The sequence below is a fragment of the Paenibacillus sp. BJ-4 genome (assembly GCF_020404765.1).
GTDB lineage: Bacteria > Bacillota > Bacilli > Paenibacillales > Paenibacillaceae > Paenibacillus.
Genome location: NZ_JAIVEM010000170.1, coordinates 1 through 16,333, shown reverse-complemented (window position 1 = coordinate 16,333; position 16,333 = coordinate 1). Strand labels below are relative to the sequence as shown.

Annotated in this window: 14 protein-coding genes and 1 rRNA gene; 7 read left to right on the top strand and 8 right to left on the bottom strand. The window is 44.5% G+C overall.

The genetic code is table 11. The features are described 5' to 3' along the window. Positions 1 to 40 precede the first annotated feature (40 nt). The 5 genes from LCF57_RS25775 to LCF57_RS25755 are packed head-to-tail and all read left to right on the top strand — an operon-like array spanning position 41 to position 3,886. Complete coding sequence (locus tag LCF57_RS25775) at positions 41 to 916, top strand: carbohydrate ABC transporter permease (RefSeq protein WP_226003210.1); 876 nt, start codon at positions 41 to 43, stop codon at positions 914 to 916. A 1-nt stretch (position 917) separates the two neighbouring features. Then, positions 918 to 1,751 (top strand): carbohydrate ABC transporter permease, encoded by an 834-nt coding sequence (locus tag LCF57_RS25770; protein ID WP_226003209.1) that lies wholly within the window; start codon positions 918 to 920, stop codon positions 1,749 to 1,751. Between the two features lie 13 nt (positions 1,752 to 1,764). After that, a complete protein-coding gene (locus LCF57_RS25765) occupies positions 1,765 to 2,853 on the top strand; it encodes a glycoside hydrolase family 172 protein (protein WP_226003208.1) in 1,089 nt (362 codons plus the stop codon). A gap of 40 nt (positions 2,854 to 2,893) precedes the next feature. Beyond that, entirely contained in the window at positions 2,894 to 3,610 is a 717-nt protein-coding gene (locus LCF57_RS25760) for a LacI family DNA-binding transcriptional regulator (RefSeq protein WP_226003207.1), read from the top strand. A gap of 3 nt (positions 3,611 to 3,613) precedes the next feature. After that, positions 3,614 to 3,886 carry a substrate-binding domain-containing protein gene (locus LCF57_RS25755; protein ID WP_226003206.1) on the top strand — a complete coding sequence of 91 codons (273 nt, stop codon included), beginning with the start codon at positions 3,614 to 3,616 and terminating at the stop codon, positions 3,884 to 3,886. A 288-nt stretch (positions 3,887 to 4,174) separates the two neighbouring features. On the opposite strand, the gene LCF57_RS25750 is transcribed toward LCF57_RS25755, so the two are convergent. From LCF57_RS25750 to LCF57_RS25740, 3 genes are all read right to left on the bottom strand, one after another. After that, the gene (locus LCF57_RS25750) at positions 4,175 to 4,447 is read right to left on the bottom strand and encodes an HAD-IA family hydrolase (protein WP_226003205.1); all 273 of its coding nucleotides are present in this window, start codon (positions 4,445 to 4,447) and stop codon (positions 4,175 to 4,177) included. Beyond that, positions 4,426 to 4,779 (bottom strand): hypothetical protein, encoded by a 354-nt coding sequence (locus LCF57_RS25745; protein WP_226003204.1) that lies wholly within the window; start codon positions 4,777 to 4,779, stop codon positions 4,426 to 4,428. The genes LCF57_RS25750 and LCF57_RS25745 overlap by 22 nt, the downstream gene beginning before the upstream one ends. 586 nt (positions 4,780 to 5,365) lie before the next feature. Beyond that, complete coding sequence (locus LCF57_RS25740) at positions 5,366 to 9,175, bottom strand: GH32 C-terminal domain-containing protein (protein ID WP_226003203.1); 3,810 nt, start codon at positions 9,173 to 9,175, stop codon at positions 5,366 to 5,368. Between the two features lie 477 nt (positions 9,176 to 9,652). On the opposite strand from LCF57_RS25740, the gene LCF57_RS25735 reads away from it, so the two are divergent. Then, positions 9,653 to 10,663, top strand: coding sequence for a LacI family DNA-binding transcriptional regulator (locus LCF57_RS25735; RefSeq protein WP_226003202.1), 1,011 nt, complete (start codon positions 9,653 to 9,655; stop codon positions 10,661 to 10,663). Positions 10,664 to 10,862: 199 nt separating this feature from the next. On the opposite strand, the gene LCF57_RS25730 is transcribed toward LCF57_RS25735, so the two are convergent. Continuing rightward, on the bottom strand, positions 10,863 to 11,291 hold the full coding sequence (locus LCF57_RS25730) for a DUF1259 domain-containing protein (protein ID WP_226003201.1): 429 nt from the start codon (positions 11,289 to 11,291) through the stop codon (positions 10,863 to 10,865). Between the two features lie 296 nt (positions 11,292 to 11,587). Continuing rightward, positions 11,588 to 12,475 carry a LysR family transcriptional regulator gene (locus tag LCF57_RS25725; protein WP_226003200.1) on the bottom strand — a complete coding sequence of 296 codons (888 nt, stop codon included), beginning with the start codon at positions 12,473 to 12,475 and terminating at the stop codon, positions 11,588 to 11,590. Positions 12,476 to 12,590: 115 nt separating this feature from the next. On the opposite strand from LCF57_RS25725, the gene LCF57_RS25720 reads away from it, so the two are divergent. After that, positions 12,591 to 13,976 carry an MFS transporter gene (locus tag LCF57_RS25720; RefSeq protein WP_226003199.1) on the top strand — a complete coding sequence of 462 codons (1,386 nt, stop codon included), beginning with the start codon at positions 12,591 to 12,593 and terminating at the stop codon, positions 13,974 to 13,976. A gap of 422 nt (positions 13,977 to 14,398) precedes the next feature. Here the strand turns inward: LCF57_RS25720 and LCF57_RS25715 are convergent, their stop codons facing one another. From LCF57_RS25715 to rrf, 3 genes are all read right to left on the bottom strand, one after another. Then, positions 14,399 to 15,133, bottom strand: a complete 735-nt coding sequence (locus LCF57_RS25715; RefSeq protein WP_226003198.1) for an SDR family NAD(P)-dependent oxidoreductase — start codon at positions 15,131 to 15,133, stop codon at positions 14,399 to 14,401. 644 nt (positions 15,134 to 15,777) lie between these two features. Next, positions 15,778 to 15,945: a hypothetical protein gene (locus LCF57_RS25710; RefSeq protein ID WP_318840808.1), complete on the bottom strand. Its 168-nt coding sequence runs from the start codon at positions 15,943 to 15,945 to the stop codon at positions 15,778 to 15,780. Positions 15,946 to 16,230: 285 nt separating this feature from the next. After that, positions 16,231 to 16,333: ribosomal RNA gene (gene rrf / locus LCF57_RS25705) — 5S ribosomal RNA — on the bottom strand; the annotation flags it as partial.

Here is a 16,333-nt window from a genome sequence, read left to right as displayed (position 1 = left end):
TCACTAAATCTGTCAATACAAACAAATGGGGAGATTCAACATGAATGTACTCAAGGACAAAAAGGCATGGTTCATTTTTATCACGCCAGCCTTGCTATTTTATTTAGGAACCGTCTTTGTCCCAATTATTCAGTCGCTGAATTACGGCTTTCAAGATTGGAACGGAATAAAGGATGCCAGGTACATTGGTCTGGGCAACTATATCAAAATGTTTAAAGACCCCTACTTCTGGAATTCCGTGCAAAATAACTTGGTGTATGTCGTGATCGTGGTACTCATGCAGGTGTTTATCGGTTTGTTTTTCGCATTACTGCTCTCTTACATCAAAAAAGGAGCCGGCATTTTCAGAACGTTGTATTATTTGCCAGCCGTAGTGGTCACCGTCGCTATCGCGCAGATGTTCCGTAACTTCTATTCCCTGCAGCCGCTGGGCTTGCTGAATATGTTCCTGGATTGGATTGGACTGGGTCATTTGCAAAGTGCCTGGTTATCCAATCACCACACCGCATTGATCGCAGTATCCATTCCCGAAGGCTGGCGCTTTACGGGCATGTACATGGTTATTTTTTATGCGGCCCTGATCGCGATTCCGAAAGAGATCGAGGAGGCTGCAACCATAGACGGTGTAAATGGATGGCAGCTGATCCGATATATCAAATTGCCGAGTATCAAGCATGTGCTGAGTTTGGCCCTTATCATGTGCACCACCGGTGCACTAAGAGGTTTCGATATCCCTTATATCATTGGTGTTCCGGGTTCGACGACCGAGTTGGTCACGACTTATATGTACAAAAGAGCGTTCTCGACCAATCAATACGGATATGGAAGCTCGATTGCCGTATTTATCGTGATTGAAAGCCTGCTTGCCGTTCTTCTTATCCGAGCCATATTCAATTCCAGGAAAGGAGAAGCATAACATGCGATCCAAAAAAACAGCTTGGTCCTTTCTGCTCTATTTTATTGTCATCATGATCCTGATCGTGCAGATCTACCCGGTCGTTTGGCTGATGTTGTCCAGCTTCAAATCAAGCATCGAACTGACGACAAAACCCTTTTCGCTACCGACGTTATGGTCGTTCGACAACTATGTGAGTGTATTTAGGGAAAGCGATCTGCTGCTATATATCAAAAATACAGCCATCGTAACGTTCAGCTGCCTGCTACTTATCATCTTCTTAAGCTCAACGGCAGGCTTTGCCCTCGTCAAAATGAATTTCAAGTTAAATTCGAAACTACTGCTGTTCTTTACGGTCGGTATCATGATTCCGATTCAAGTCACCTTAATCCCGTTGTTTATTATGTATAAAGACTTCGGGCTACTGAACTCGTATCTGGCGCTAATCCTTCCACAAGTCGGATTTGCCTTGCCTTTATCGATTTTGATCTTCACCAGCTTTTACAGTTACGTGCCCAATGAATTGATTGAAGCTGCGGTCATCGACGGGTGCAATATTTATCAGGTGTTCTATAAAATCATTTCTCCGCTTACCATCAACACGACGATCACGGTCGCATCGATCAATTTCGTTCTCATTTGGAATGATTTTATTTTTTCCAACACCTTTACGAACGACAAGCAATATAAAACGATCGCGGTGGGGCTTCAGGAGTTCATCGGGGCCTTCGGGGCGACGGATTGGGGGCAGACATTTGCGGCCATCAGCATCAGCATCATCCCAATCATTATCATCTATTTATTTCTAAACAAATACTTGATGTCCGGCGTTTCTGACGGAGCAGTTAAAGGATAAGGAGAGATCAACTATGCAATCCATGAATCACCTTTTTGGCAAAATGAGAGGAAAAAGCAGAGCGATCACAGCAGAAAATCCGCGAGGCCTGAAAGGAGAAGGCGGAAAAGCCACGGGTCCCTTGGGAATTGCCCGGAAAGGCAAAGCCTTTATCTCGCTGGCCCAAGGTGAAACTGCTACGCTCGTCGATATCGAAGGACCGGGTATCATCCAGCACATCTGGATGACCGTGACCGACCAAACCGAGACCGGCTGGTTCGTGTTGCGTGACCTGGTATTGCGGATGTATTGGGATGATGAACAGACCCCTTCCGTGGAAGTTCCCCTGGGCGATTTCTTCTGCAACGGCTTCGGTGCCAGAGCGATCGTCAATTCCTTGCCGATCGTGGTGGATCCGGTCGGCGGCATGAACAGTTACTTTGCAATGCCTTTCAAAAAAGCCGCCAAAGTAACCATAACGAATGAGCATCCCCAGGAGATCGAAGCGTTCTTCTACCAGTTTGATTACGTACTGGTCGATGAACTCCCTGAGGATACGGAATATTTTCACGCCCAATTCCGCAGAGAAAATCCTACTAGGCTCAAGCAGGATTATACGATTATTGATGGAATTAAAGGAAGAGGCAAATATGTCGGCACCTATATGGCATGGACTTCTTTATCGCGTTACTGGTACGGCGAAGGCGAAGTGAAATTTTATCTCGACGGCGACCGGGATTGGCCGACCATCTGCGGAACGGGGACGGAGGATTATTTCGGCGGCGCTTGGGGCTTCGTGAATTACGACAACGGGAACCCGGTGCAGGAACAGACATACTCGACTCCCTTTATGGGTTTTCCGCATTTCCAGGTGAAAGACAACACCAGATCGCATATTTATGATGGAGCTGCTTGTCCGATGCGCGGCTTCTATCGTTGGCATATACTTGACCCCATTTTGTTTGAAGAGGATTTACGTGTCACCGTTCAACAGATCGGGCATGATGGAAAAGCGTTATTTGAAAGAAGTGACGACGTGAGCTCCGTATGCTATTGGTACCAGTCCGAACCGCATCAAGTGTTTCCCGCACTGCCTGGCGTACTGGAAAGACGTCCTCGCTAATCAGAGGAAACCGAAATACAAATTAAGTAGAGGTATAAAAATGGCTAAGAAAAGGGTTACCTTAGTTCAAGTCGCAAAAGACACGGGTGTATCGCCCGCGACGGTCTCCCATTTTCTGAACGGCAACTTTCAGAAAATGAGCTTGGAGACGAAGGAAAGAATCAATCTCTCAATAACGAAGTTGGGTTACCAAGTGAATCCTGTTGCCAAAAGCCTCATTACTGGCAGAATGCACACAATTGGGCTGGTTTTATCCGACAGTACCTACGACGGTTATTTTGAGGACTTATACTTCCTCCATTTTGCCAAAGTTATTAAGCAGCAGTTAAAGACACTGGGATATAAGATCATCCTGTTGGACTTTGAAGAAATCTTCATGAATATCCAGATGGTCGACGGGATCATCGTTAAAGCGACCTTGGATACGGAAAAATTCATGCCAAAGTTAATGGATCTCAACGTGCCGGTCATTACCATAGGACGCCACAATTTATCCTATGGAGCGCACGTGCTGCGTGTTAACGACTATCAAAGCGGCCAGATCGGGGTGAATCACTTATTATCGCGCGGGTATCACAATCTGGTGATGTTGACTTATCCCCACGGACACGTTCCGGGATTCGACGACCGGCTAAACGGTGCCAGCGAGATCTTGCAGCAAAACGGAAAACTCACGACGGTGATCACAGGAGATATGTCGGAGAAGTTCGGTTACGATACCTTGATAAACCTGGCCCACACCAACCAGCTGCCGTAAGCGTTGTTTTGTTTAAGCGACATTTCCGCCATCGGGGTCTTAAAGGCATGCAAAGATTTGGGCCTGTCCGTTCCGCAAGACCTTGCCCTTTTGGGTGTCGACGATATGCCGACCGTCTCCGAGCTGCTGAGCTTATCGACCATTCGGCACCCCATCAACGAATTGGCCGAGGCTGCATCCAAGTTGATGATACAATCCATCGAGTCCGACGGGCAGCGCATCGAGCCTGTCGAAGAAGTGTTTTCTACGGAATTAATGGTTCGGCGCACCAGCTAATATTGTAATGCGCTTTTAGTAAGGGCATAAAATAGTCGAGCGCAGGGACAAATTGGTTCGTCACTCGACTATTTTATGACTTATTGTAATTTCACTTCCGTCCCGGTCCTGGTCCCTCAGTATCTTAAGTAAATCGACTTAAAGGATGTGAATATAAAGGCGTGATGAAAAAGAGGTGCAACGCTATTGAGAAAAACGACTCCATAGCAGTCCTGTTTGTGTATTAAGAAAAAGACCATTGTTTAAAGGTCTTAAAAAATACATGGCGGAAAATCCTGTAAGTAATTCTTAAATGTTTAAATCATATCTTCTTAATTTCTCTCTCAAATCCTTAGGGTTTGTTAGATGTATTGTATTAAAACCAAGTTTATTTGCAGCTTCAATATTGTGCTGTAAGTCATCGATAAAAATTGATTCCTCAGGATTAATTTTATATCTGTCGATTAATTTCTTATAGATTCCTTCCTCAGGTTTTACCTGATTTGCTTCATATGAAGCAACTCCGCCATCGAACAATTCAAAAAAATTATATTTCTCAGTTACATTTTCAAATGCAAGCAAATGAAATTAGATAAATAGTAAATCTTATAACCATCATTTTTTAGCTCTTTGAGTACATCAACTGATTCCTCAATTAGAGTAAAAAGTTCGTACCAATTCTCAAAAGCCAGTTCTATCAAATGTCCATTTTTACTGCTCCTGTTAATTAAAATGCTTTTTGCTTCTTCTTCTGTGATTGCCCCAATATCAAGCATTCGCCATTCTTTGCTTAGGAATATTTCCTCATGAACTTCTAAAATTTTATCAGCATCAATATTTCTTAATTTTAAATATTCCTCTGGGTTATAATTCAGCAGTACATTCCCTAAATCAAATATAATGTTTTTAATCATCATTGGCTCTCCCACTATGTGTAGCATTTTATTTCTCAATAGTATCACTACTTGCCTAAGCCATCTAGATGCTATTAGCTTTTAGACCTTACACTTAGTAAAATATCGAGAGCATTAATTCCTCAGCTATTTGAAAATTAACGGTAGCATCTACTGTCTTGGATACCGTTTCTGTGCTTAACTTTACAGTTCCCTCCGAAGGTAGCGTGGTAGCCTAACGCCAATTGTTCATCCAGAGTATGTTACCTTGCATTTTTCGACTTTACCAGCTTCACCTCTGATTCCTTCATTGAAAAAAGAAGCCTGGCTGTTGTTTAGGATTTTGGCATATCCCGTGACTGTCCAGTCGGATGATGTAATGACCAGCCCTTTGGTAATTAGTTAGCATTTCGTCGCGTAGGGTGAATCAAGGTTTGAAGCGATAGAACAGCAAAAGCAGCTCCACGCTTTCTTGGCCAGCAAGAAATAGTTTTTTTCCTAACCTGACAGAAGCAGACTGTAACTTAAGCTGCATAAAGACAAATCCGTCTTTTGCCAAGCCCCTCCACGTCAAACACGGCGGAAGGGGCTTTTCTGAAGGATAGAACTAAAAACCAAAGCTTACTTTCCACTTATTACGCATTTCATCCGTTGGAGCAGTCTCTAAAGTAAGCTTTGAACCATCCTCGGATATGGCCAGAGCCCTATTATGATGAACTGAGATAATGGTAACCGAACCATCCCCATTTTTGTGGACAATCCACCGCTGATTATGGTAGCCCAGATAAGGATAGAGCTGAATTTTATTATGCTCCGCGTCCAGATCCAGCGCCTGTCCGGAGGTCGTTCGGATGGAATAGGAGCCTGCATCATCTCCGGTCGGCACAAACACCCATTTTTGATCCAAGGCTTCATTTGCATCCTGCACACTAACTGCTTCGCCATTTGCCAGGCGGGCTGTATATATGGATTTTTGGAATGCTGCGTTCACGAGGCTTGATGTCTTCAACTTGGCCGGTTCTCCTTCTGTCACATTTACATTCTGATAAGAGACAGAGCCGCCAAAGACATGAAGTCCGAAATGACCTTCGGCAAAGGTTCCATCCTTCAGATCCATTATTTTCAGCCCTCCCGCATACACCACGATATGCGTGCCTTCCGCTTGAATCTTTATTTTATAGGTTTGGCCTGGCTGGATGAAGGCCGGGACCTTCGCCAGAACCTGCCGTTCTTCGAATCGTCCATCTATTTTGTAGAACAGGCGAATAGACTTCATGTTAGGATCCAGATTCAGGTAGTAGCCGCTGTGCCCATCCTCGCTTGCACGGAACAGAAGTGAACCAGCCCCGCCGGATGTGCCAAGCTTCAGTTCAGCTTCATAAGTAAAATCCCCCGCCTGCTCCTGGGCCATATAATTCGCGTCGCTGGAGTATCTCCCACGAATTCCATCCTCGCTGACTACCCATGAAGCCATTGACAGATCTTGGGTCCAGCCGCTGAGACTGGTATGAAACTCGCCGCCGGAGACTTTTACAAGAAGGCTGGCGAATGCCTTTCCATTTGGGGTGGATACAGTAATGACGGACTCGCCTTCTTTTTTGGCCATAAGGGTTGCCTGAGAAGCGCCGGAGACTTTTATGCCTACCACCTTGGTATTGCTGGATTTCCACTTCAGCGGGTGAACACCGTTGCCGGGCCCATTCTCCACTGCCGCCCGCAGCATTTCGCTTTGCCCTATCCCCAGTTCACGGTCACCGGTATCCATAGCAATCCGTGGTGCCGAATCCCTATCCGAATTCCACACCGATCCAAGCTTGTTTACCGTCAGAGAAACAACCTTCACATTACCGCTCTGGGTATAGAAGCTCATGGCCCTGCTGGCCGGATCAGGAAATATGACCTCGGAGAAAACCACCTTGCCTCCATTAGCGAAAACCTCAACAGAGGATTCATCCACCAAAATCCGCATCTGGATCCGCTTGTTCTCCGCTATCATCCCCGTTTCATGTCTCGTGCTAAACAGATTGGAGAAATCCGTAGCTCCGGAAGCAGAGCGGTCCACAAACAATTTGCTTTCGCCCGGCTTATAACCCACCACAGTCTTCTGATTCGCACCTTCACGTACATTAAAACCAAACTCTGTTACGGTACTTCCAGCCGGAATCTCCAGTTCGGCTTCAATCTCGTATGCTCCAGAAACAAGACCCTTCAGCAGGTTTGGAGAAGTTGGACTGATCATCTTGTCAGTCGCGGAGAGCAGCCTGCTGCCCAGATGCTCCATCTCCTTGACCGGACTCTGCGCGAGACGGAGCCCGTCGGGGGTCATGACCAGGGTAACCTCTCTTGGGATAGTCAGTTCCCCCTTCCAGCCCGAAGTCGGGAAAGCGAACGGATAATCCCAGTTGGACATCCACGCCAACATTACTCTACGCCCATCCGTCATGTCCGAGAAAGACATGGATGCATAATAATCCTTGCCAAAATCCGTTCTCAGCACCTTTCCTGCCGGGTTGTCATTTACGAATTTCCCCTCTGCAGTCAGACTTCCCACAAAATACTCTGAATCTGAACCTCCTGTTGCTGGATTCGCGCCTGTACTGATCATGAGAACCCACTTCTTCTCTGACGTTCCCTGCACGACCAGCGGGAACAAATCAGGGCATTCCCACACACCGCCACGAATATAATCTCCATAACCCCAATTATCGGTTAATGTCCAGTCCAGCAAATTAGCCGATGTAAAGAACCGGATATGATCTCCACCGGACACTACCATGACCCAGCGGCTATGCTCGTCATCGCGAATCACCTTGGGGTCGCGGAAATCCCATCCCCCCGAATCCTCCCCGTTCTTGCCGGGGTTCTCAATCACAATCGGACGATCCTTGGCATATTCCCACGTACGCCCCTGATCCTTGCTGTAAGCAAGGCCAATGCGCTGGTTGCCATTTGGACCATCCGGGTTATAGGAGGTATAATAGGCGATCAGACCTTTGCCGCCCGAATTCGTGAACAAGCCTGATGTATTCGTTACATCGGCCACAGCAGATCCGGACCAGATATGCCCGTAATCATTCCACGGAAGTGCAATCGGCAGACGTTTCCAGTTCAGCATATCCTTGCTGACGGCATGAGCCCATGTGCCTCCATCCTGATGGAAAAGATGGTACTCACCTTCGAAATAGACCAGCCCGTTCGGGTCACTGGCGTAACCACGGATCGGTGTATAATGATACTGAGGACGGTAGGTTTCAGTATAATAGCTGTTAGCCTCCGTGACATAAGTATTCTGGAAGTAAGCGCTTCCCTTTTTCACAACAAGACCGACGTTTCCTGTTGAATACGAATGATCGGTTACATCGATTGCTGGCGGAGTATAACCGTCCACGAAAATTTGAATCCGGTTACCCATCGCCTTTACTTCCACATAATGCTTCGCCCCCGCTAAGCTCGGGTAAGATCGCTCTGAGCTTGTAATTGCAGTTCCATCCGCTTTCGTCAGGGATACGCGGACCTGCTCTCCTTCCTTCACCAGAGTGGCTTCATATCCACGGGCTCCATCGGTAGAGGAGCGGAAAGCAAGAGCGGCAGCAGCATCGGAGCGGAAAGCGATTGTTCCTTCATATACAAAGTCAGCAGCTTGCCTGCTATAGATTTGCTGGGCCTTGCTCTGGTCTACAGACGTTCCTTTTTGGCCGCTGAGGTCAGGCTGCCACTGTCCTTTTTTTACAAGCACCATACCCAAATTTCCTTTGAGATCGCTAACGGTTATGTTCTGGAACAAGGCAGACCCATCCCAGACGTGGACCCCAAGGCGGCCGGAGCGGTATGAACTGTCTTGAATATCAATCACAGGCTTGTATTGAGTTCCCCAATAAACTTTCAGCGAGGTCCCTTCAGCCTTTACCTTGAGATGATAGATCTCCCCTGCCTTGAGAGAAACCTGATGCGCTTCATTTAATTTACCTGTCCCACCGACCGCATCTTTTAAACGGATAATACCGGACTGCGGTGAAATTTGAAGCATATACGAGTTCAACCCGTCTTCATTAGAACGGAAGAGCAAAGAAGCATCCGCTTGCATATCCTTGATCATAACATCGGCTTCATACAGGAAATCATCTGCTATCGTTTCAGAGATGGCCATTACGTTCTCCTGCGGATCAGATGTCAGCAGGAGCCCTTCTGCGGTATCTCCCCACTTGCCTTTTCCCTTTACCTGCCATCCTGTCAAATTTGTATTTACATTGATAGCGTTTTCAAAAATAGAAAGACCCTCCTTTTCCGATTTTCCTGTGCCACCTTCCGCCAGTACAGCCCAGCCGATATCAGGACTAGCGGCGTAAACTCCAGATAAAGTCATAATGATAGCCATCATCATGAGGATGTATAGTCCAGCTTTGAATTTCTTTTTCATCAATTACCCTCCATTTCTACTTAGCGAATAATCATCTTCTACCAGAAAAACTCAACAAAATCACAGCTGGCTATACCAAGCTCATTTTGGATTACCTCCAGCCTTATTTTTAAAATATTTGTTCATTTAATTGTTCGCTATATTTACATTTATAATTATATGTTATAAACAATAATTTATATAATGTAAAGTGTAGCGCTTTCAAAAACAAAAATCAATGAAAATTTAACCTCATTAGAAGGTATCTAGCTCTCTTCCTTTTCTTAAGAGAGCACCGCTTTATCCTATATATTATAGAATTCTTTGCTTATGTAACCCTTACTACAAAAAAGGCAGAGAGTAGTGTAGTATAAGAGGGAAATGTTTGTTCTCTGAATCGAATATATTTTCAAACTAAAATTACATGTATGTTTACAGTTGAACAAATTCTTGTTTATCATTTAAGATTTCATGAAAAAGGATAAAAAGGAGCTTATTATGGCTGAGAAAGTAACGGTTCAAGACATCGCGGATGCAATGGGGCTGTCTCGAAATACCATATCCAAAGCCCTCAATAACCACCCGCAAATTCCAGAGGGCACAAAGAAGAAAGTAATCCAAAAAGCAGCGGAGATGAAATACAAAAACTATAGTTTCATGAATGGAGGCAATATTGCTCTTCTTACACGAGGAGACATTAACGCCATCAGCTTCTACTCTGAAACGATTAAAGGGATGGAAATCTCCCTGCGCGCTGAAGGCTTTAATCTGATCTTATCTCTTGTCAATCCTGAGGATATCCATTCATGCACACTTCCTGCCAACATTAACCAGGCCAATGTGAACGGAATTGTATGCATTGAGATCTTCCAAGAAGCCTATATCGAAACTATTCTAAACACAGGCATTCCAACGGTGTTTATCGATTTCTTGCCAGAGTCGTTGAACTCTACACACAAATTCGACATCCTCTTGATGGAGAATGACCGCACGACATACAATCTTACTCGTTCTCTCATTGAACGCGGCCATTCGGAGATCGGATTTATCGGAGACCACAATCACTGTCGAAGCTTCTATGAGCGTTGGCTTGGTTACGATCGAGCCCTCCGGATGCATCGCGCTTCATCTGGAGAGACGTTCAGCATCACGCTTGAGGACAGCAATCCTTATCTATCCGTTGCGTGGATGCTTGAACAGTTGAAGCAGCTGCCAAAGCTTCCGACAGCGTTTGTTTGTGCCAACGATGATATTGGAATTGCGGTTATTCGTGCCCTAAAGGAGCTGCACATCGATGTTCCTGGACAAATTGAAGTAACAGGTTTTGACGATATTGCCAATGCCGAGATTATCGATCCTCCGCTCACGACCGTACATACTTATCCGTACGGACTCGGTACACGCGTTGTTGAGTCCTTGTTGGCTCGATTGGAGCAGCCGGATCGACGGAATGAGACCGTTCATCTCGAGACATGCATTGTTCATAGAGGCTCCACGAAGTCTTCCTAATTGAGTTGTCTCTAGCAAAGAAAGGGAAACAATTTTATTCAGAGCATATAAAAGGATTTAATACGATAGGAGAGAATCGTTATGACACGGATTGGCTATCAAAGACGGTGGAATGTAGAATATTACTCTGTTTTGTCCCATGTGCCGCCCATAACAAAAAAAGATCCGCCAAAGCGGATCTCTCACATTTATTGATTGCTTATTTTTTTACAATGACCGGCCGTACGGGCTTTGTTGTCAAGACATTAAGTGCGTCACGCACTCCTGTGGCGAAAACAAGCGGCTTTTCTACTTTTTCGAAATGAATGTACCAAAGATTGGGGTTAGCGAATAGCCAGTGATTGTGCAGTGCCGTCACTTTGACGCCATGTTTACGGAGTCGAGAGATAAACGGATTAATTTCTGCAGTCAAAATCACGGTTTCGCCAAGACATAATCCTTTTCCGTTACGGCCAATACTTTCGAAAGAAAAAGCTTGGGGGATTGCAAGAAAGGATCTGGTCTTTTTCCCCAAAATAGTCGGCTTGATGTTATTTCTGACCGTAGATGCCGTGCAAACTCCATTAATGATTTGAGGTGTTGCCTTTAATATAGCGGCAAACTGTTTACAAAGCGGACTAATTGCCATTCCTATTCACTCCATTCCTTTAGAGTTCACTAGCATCATATGAAAAAATAGGAGAATGGTAAGGGCAAATAACCGTTATCATTAATCTAATTTGCTATATTATCGATGGCCTAACGATGTATTATTGCGGCCAGTCTCTGAAATTGACTTAACGACAGATATAGATATTTATGACAAGTTTTTGCGTTGGTGTATCGGCTTGAAATTGACGCTTTAATAGATGCTCTGCTTTACATGCAGACTTTCCTATTGGTTTACGTTTCTTCACTTTGACACAACATTGCAGCCCCTCACGATTAAATTGTCTGTTTGGATATCGCCCCGAAATATTCTACAACTACCTCACGGAATTCCAGAGCAGCCCGCGAAATGTACCGACTCTTGTGCCATAATAAAGCGATTTCCCTTACCAATTCGCGATTCTCCACTGGGATATATTGGATATATTCTCGCGAATTCCTTGCCGTGCTTGGTATGAAAGCTATGCCAATTTCTGCTTCCACAAGAGCGCTTAGCCTTGCAGGTTCATCTCCCTCATACACATATTGGGGTGCAAATCCAACCGATTTGCATACAGAGTCCACTAAATCGCGAGTACCGTAGCCTCTTTTTACACCGACAAACCATTCATCCCTTAGTTCTATCAAGGATATGCTTTTTCGGTTTGCCAGGCGATGCCCCTTTGGAACAGCGACAAGAATCGGGTCGATGCACACGATTTGACATTCAATATCATCCCCTTCTATCGGAGGTGAGGACAAGCAGAAATCGACCTCTCCTCTATGAAGAAGCGTAACCATTTCCTGCGTGGTAAGCATTTGTACATGAAAATGGATATTAGGCATCTTTTTCCGAAACTCTCGAAGGATATTAGGCAACGTGCTTGCAGTGGTCACCGCCAATTCGAGTGTGCTATGTTCCAGAATAGATAGATCCCTAATCTCCTGCTTCCCCTGTTCCAATTCAAACAAAGCTCTTTCCGCACGGCGAAGGAATCTGCTTCCGAACTCATTCAATCGCAGTTTCCTCCCTGTTCGATCGAATAGAGGGACCCCCAGATCCTCCTCCAGGCGTTGAATCGTTTTGCTCAGTGACGATTGAGTAACATGCAGACTTCGTGCAGCTTCGGTCACATGTTCCAATCGAGCTACCGCGATAAAATATTGCAATTGAAGAAGTTCCATTTCCTATCCTCCCATCCATTCCCTCAAGTCAATGAAATCATAACATGAAATGCGTTGGAGTAAATACCTTATTTCAAGTACGATATCATTAAAACACTTTGGGGGGAACTCAAAAATGAATGCCCGTAGCTGGTGGTTGATGATTTCCGTTGGACTGGGGATACTCTTGAACCCATTAAATTCTTCGATGGTTTCTGTTGCTATTCCAAGGTTGCAAAATGTGTTCCAACTCGACTTTACAGTAGTTTCTTGGATTATTTTTTCTTTCTACATTGCGAGTGCTATCGCTCAACCAGTCATGGGAAAGGCCAGTGATTTATTCGGTCGCAAGAAGTTATTTATCACCGGGCTTTTGGTAGCCTTCTTTGCCTCATTATTAGCTCCACTATCACCCAACTTTGGGTGGCTCATCGTGTTCCGTATTGTGCAATCCATCGGAACAAGCATGATAGTTGCGGTTGGAATGGCCATTGTACGAATTCATATTACGGAGAAGCAAGCGACTGCGCTATCTGTTTTGTCCATATTCCTGTCTGGAGCAGCAGCAATTGGACCCTTTATTGGCGGGGTCTTGATTCATTGGTGGGGTTGGCATGCTATCTTTTTCGTCAATATTCCATTTGTGGTGGTGAGCATTCTATTAGCTTGGAGGACGATCCCTAAGGACGAACCGCCAATATCCGTTTCAAGCAACATGTCCTTTCGTAAATGGATTAATATGATTGACGCGTCAGGCATCCTGCTTTTCACAGTGGGTCTGGTTGCCCTGCTCGTTGGATTACTGTCAGCAAAATCATCCGGGCATGTCTCATTATTAAGTATCATTGTCGGACTGATAGGCCTCATGCTACTTTTAGCTTTCGTACGACATGAGTTAAAAATGACGTCACCCTTTATTCCTTTACGCACATTCGCCAAATATCCTGCGATGACTTGGGTCAATGTCGAATTCATGCTCGTAAACGTTCTTTTTTACTCGCTCTTTTTCGGGCTTCCTTCCTACTTGCAAATGGTGCGTCATGTCAGCGAATTCCATACAGGGATTCTTATGTTAAGTTTAGGCTTGTGCTCACTCGTTGCTTCTCCATTGGCAGGACGATGGATCGATAAATCGGGACCCAGGCCGGCACTGTTAGTGTCCGCAATGTTAATGACATTGGGGTCAGTGTGGATCGTGACATTGAATCAAACTTCGCCGGTGATTAGTGTGTGCTTGGCTTTAGCTGCCTTCGGAATTAGTAACGGGTTGAACAATGTCGGTATGCAAGCGGCCTTGTTCAAAAGTTCACCGAAAGAAATAATCGGTGTAGCATCCGGATTATTTAATACATCAAGATACTTGGGAACCATTCTCTCCTCATTGTTGATAGGCATCGTTATGGGAGGTAAGTTCAGCTTCGAGGGATTTCGGATGCTTGGGATTATCCTCACGGTAATTGCTTTGTCCTTGGTGTTCATGAGCCGGCGTCGCCGGGAGTCAGGGCAATTGCAAGAATCGTAGGTTCACCAAGTTCAAATCTGCAAACTATTTTTTAGTATTCCAATTTCATGTGCAGAGCAACTAAAACTGAACATAAAGCTTTGCTATCGTCTGATTTATACGGGTCTTAAGTTTCCTTTGCCCGAAACTGTTGCACTCAGCGTCCCATTCTTAAGCACGATGATGGAGAGCAGCGGAATCATCGTGCCGCTCTTTGCTCTTTGCAGGCATACATGATGATTAGCGCAGCGTCAGCGTAGCGTTCATGATGTATGTATGTATGTCTTCTTTGATTTGGCCCACAGCCCTTACGCTCCGTGGGTTGAGTTAAGCGAGCGCCAGGATGTAGAGCCCCTTGGCCGGGACGCTTTCCCCCGGCGTAGGCGCTCTGTTAACGGAGTGAGTAGCATGGAGCCTCCCGCTAGTTGAACACGAACTAGAAGCTACCTTAGATATCCTCCATTATTAATATCGAATGTTGCACCTGTATAATGCTTCGATTTATCAGATAATAAGAAGGTAACCGTATCAGCGACATCTTCAGGTAATACAGGTGTATTGATCAGATGGTGACTTAAATACTCCTTTTTTCTCCAATCAGGAATTGCATCCATCATTGGAGTTTTAACCATCGTAGGAGCAACAGCGTTCACTCGAATGTATGGTGAGAAATTTATTGCACAGCTTTTACTTAAGCCCAGTATGGCAGCTTTTGATAACCCATAAATAGCATCCGAACTACCTTCTATACCTGACACTGAAGACATATTCACGATCACTCCCTTACGTTGGCTTTCCAACAATATCTTACTGAACATTTGGGAGAAATAAATATACCCCTTTACATTTATATCTAGGACTTTATCAATTTCATCTGCTTCATAGTCCAGTATATTTTTCGCCAAATAAATCCCTGCATTATTAACTAAACCATCTACGTCGGAATGTTCAGTTTCTATATATCCGAAAAATTTAGCGACCTGTTCATATTTACTTACATCTAACTGATATGTATGTAGAAAATGGTGGTGATCCATTGACCGTTTTAAATCGTGTATGGAATCTTTATTAATATCGCACGCAATTACTGAAGCGCCTTTATGTAAGCATTGTTTGACAATTTCTTTTCCGATTCCAGAAGCCGCACCCGTTACGATAACTTTTCCGTTTTTTAGCATTTATGAAGCTCCTCTCGTAATTAACTGCTTCTCTAATTAACTAAATCGTATCATGAACATATCCATTAACCTTGTTTTAACTATCCTGCCCGTGAGGCATTGAAACCCCGTCAGCTAAACTGTTCACCCCCTACTTGTAGAACCATTGTTTGAGGCTGGTTGGGACGAGATCCCGTATAACAAGTAAAGTTATGATACTGTAAGCAGGACTAAAAGCCTTCCATCACTGCGTTGGATGGTCATTTGCCGTGCTCAATTTCAGTATAACATTATTTTCAAAGTACACCTGTAAGTGTTTTTTCTCCATATGAAGCTTCTTTTTGACAATCGTAAGTACAAGCTTTTCTTTCACCCCAGGAGCATTGACAGTCACCGTCTTCTTGTCAGCGTTCCAGACTAAATTAAGCTTTAGCGGCTTCAAAGAAGCCAAAATCCACAGGCAAATAAAGAGACGTCCCTACTGCCCAGGGCGTCCTTAAACAGATCAATCAGAATAAGCTATTGTTTTCTTTTCTCATTAAGAATAGGTTGGATAATATCTTTATAGGATTGAGCTTTTACAGTGAAATCTTTCCGTTGACCTTTCTCATCTTTATATAAAGTCTTGATATTCTCATCCCTGTCATTACCCATCGTAATATCAGTTACCCATTCGACGTAATTATAACTTGGTTTTTGGCCAACACTGGATGCATTATCAGCCAGACCATTACTGGCAACGATATAGCTGCCCGAAGCTTTTCATAGTTTGCCTTGTAGCCAAAGTTCTCCGAAACAAAACGAATAGGTACCAATATTCTTCTCTGGGTCACTTGAACGGGCACATCTACCTGCACTGTTGTCAATTTTGAAAAACTTTATATTGAAATTGATCCTTACATTTTTAACGGGACTCTTCGCTATATATTTACTTATTGGAAAAGTAGAAGTAAGTGGTTTAGTTGTTAGCTTTATAAGCACAGGATTATTAGCACTAGCATATCTGGCTGTGTATTTAATAAAGAAAGTGCGTAAATGAAACCGCATTTCTAACACCGCCTCGATTCCGAAAAAGACAAAAAAAGCACAACCCATTAAGGATGTGCTTTTTTTGTCGTGCTTGGCAACGTCCTACTCTCCCAGGACCCTGCGGTCCAAGTACCATCGGCGCTGGAGGGCTTAACGGTCGTGTTCGGGATGGGTACGTGTGGAACCCCTCCG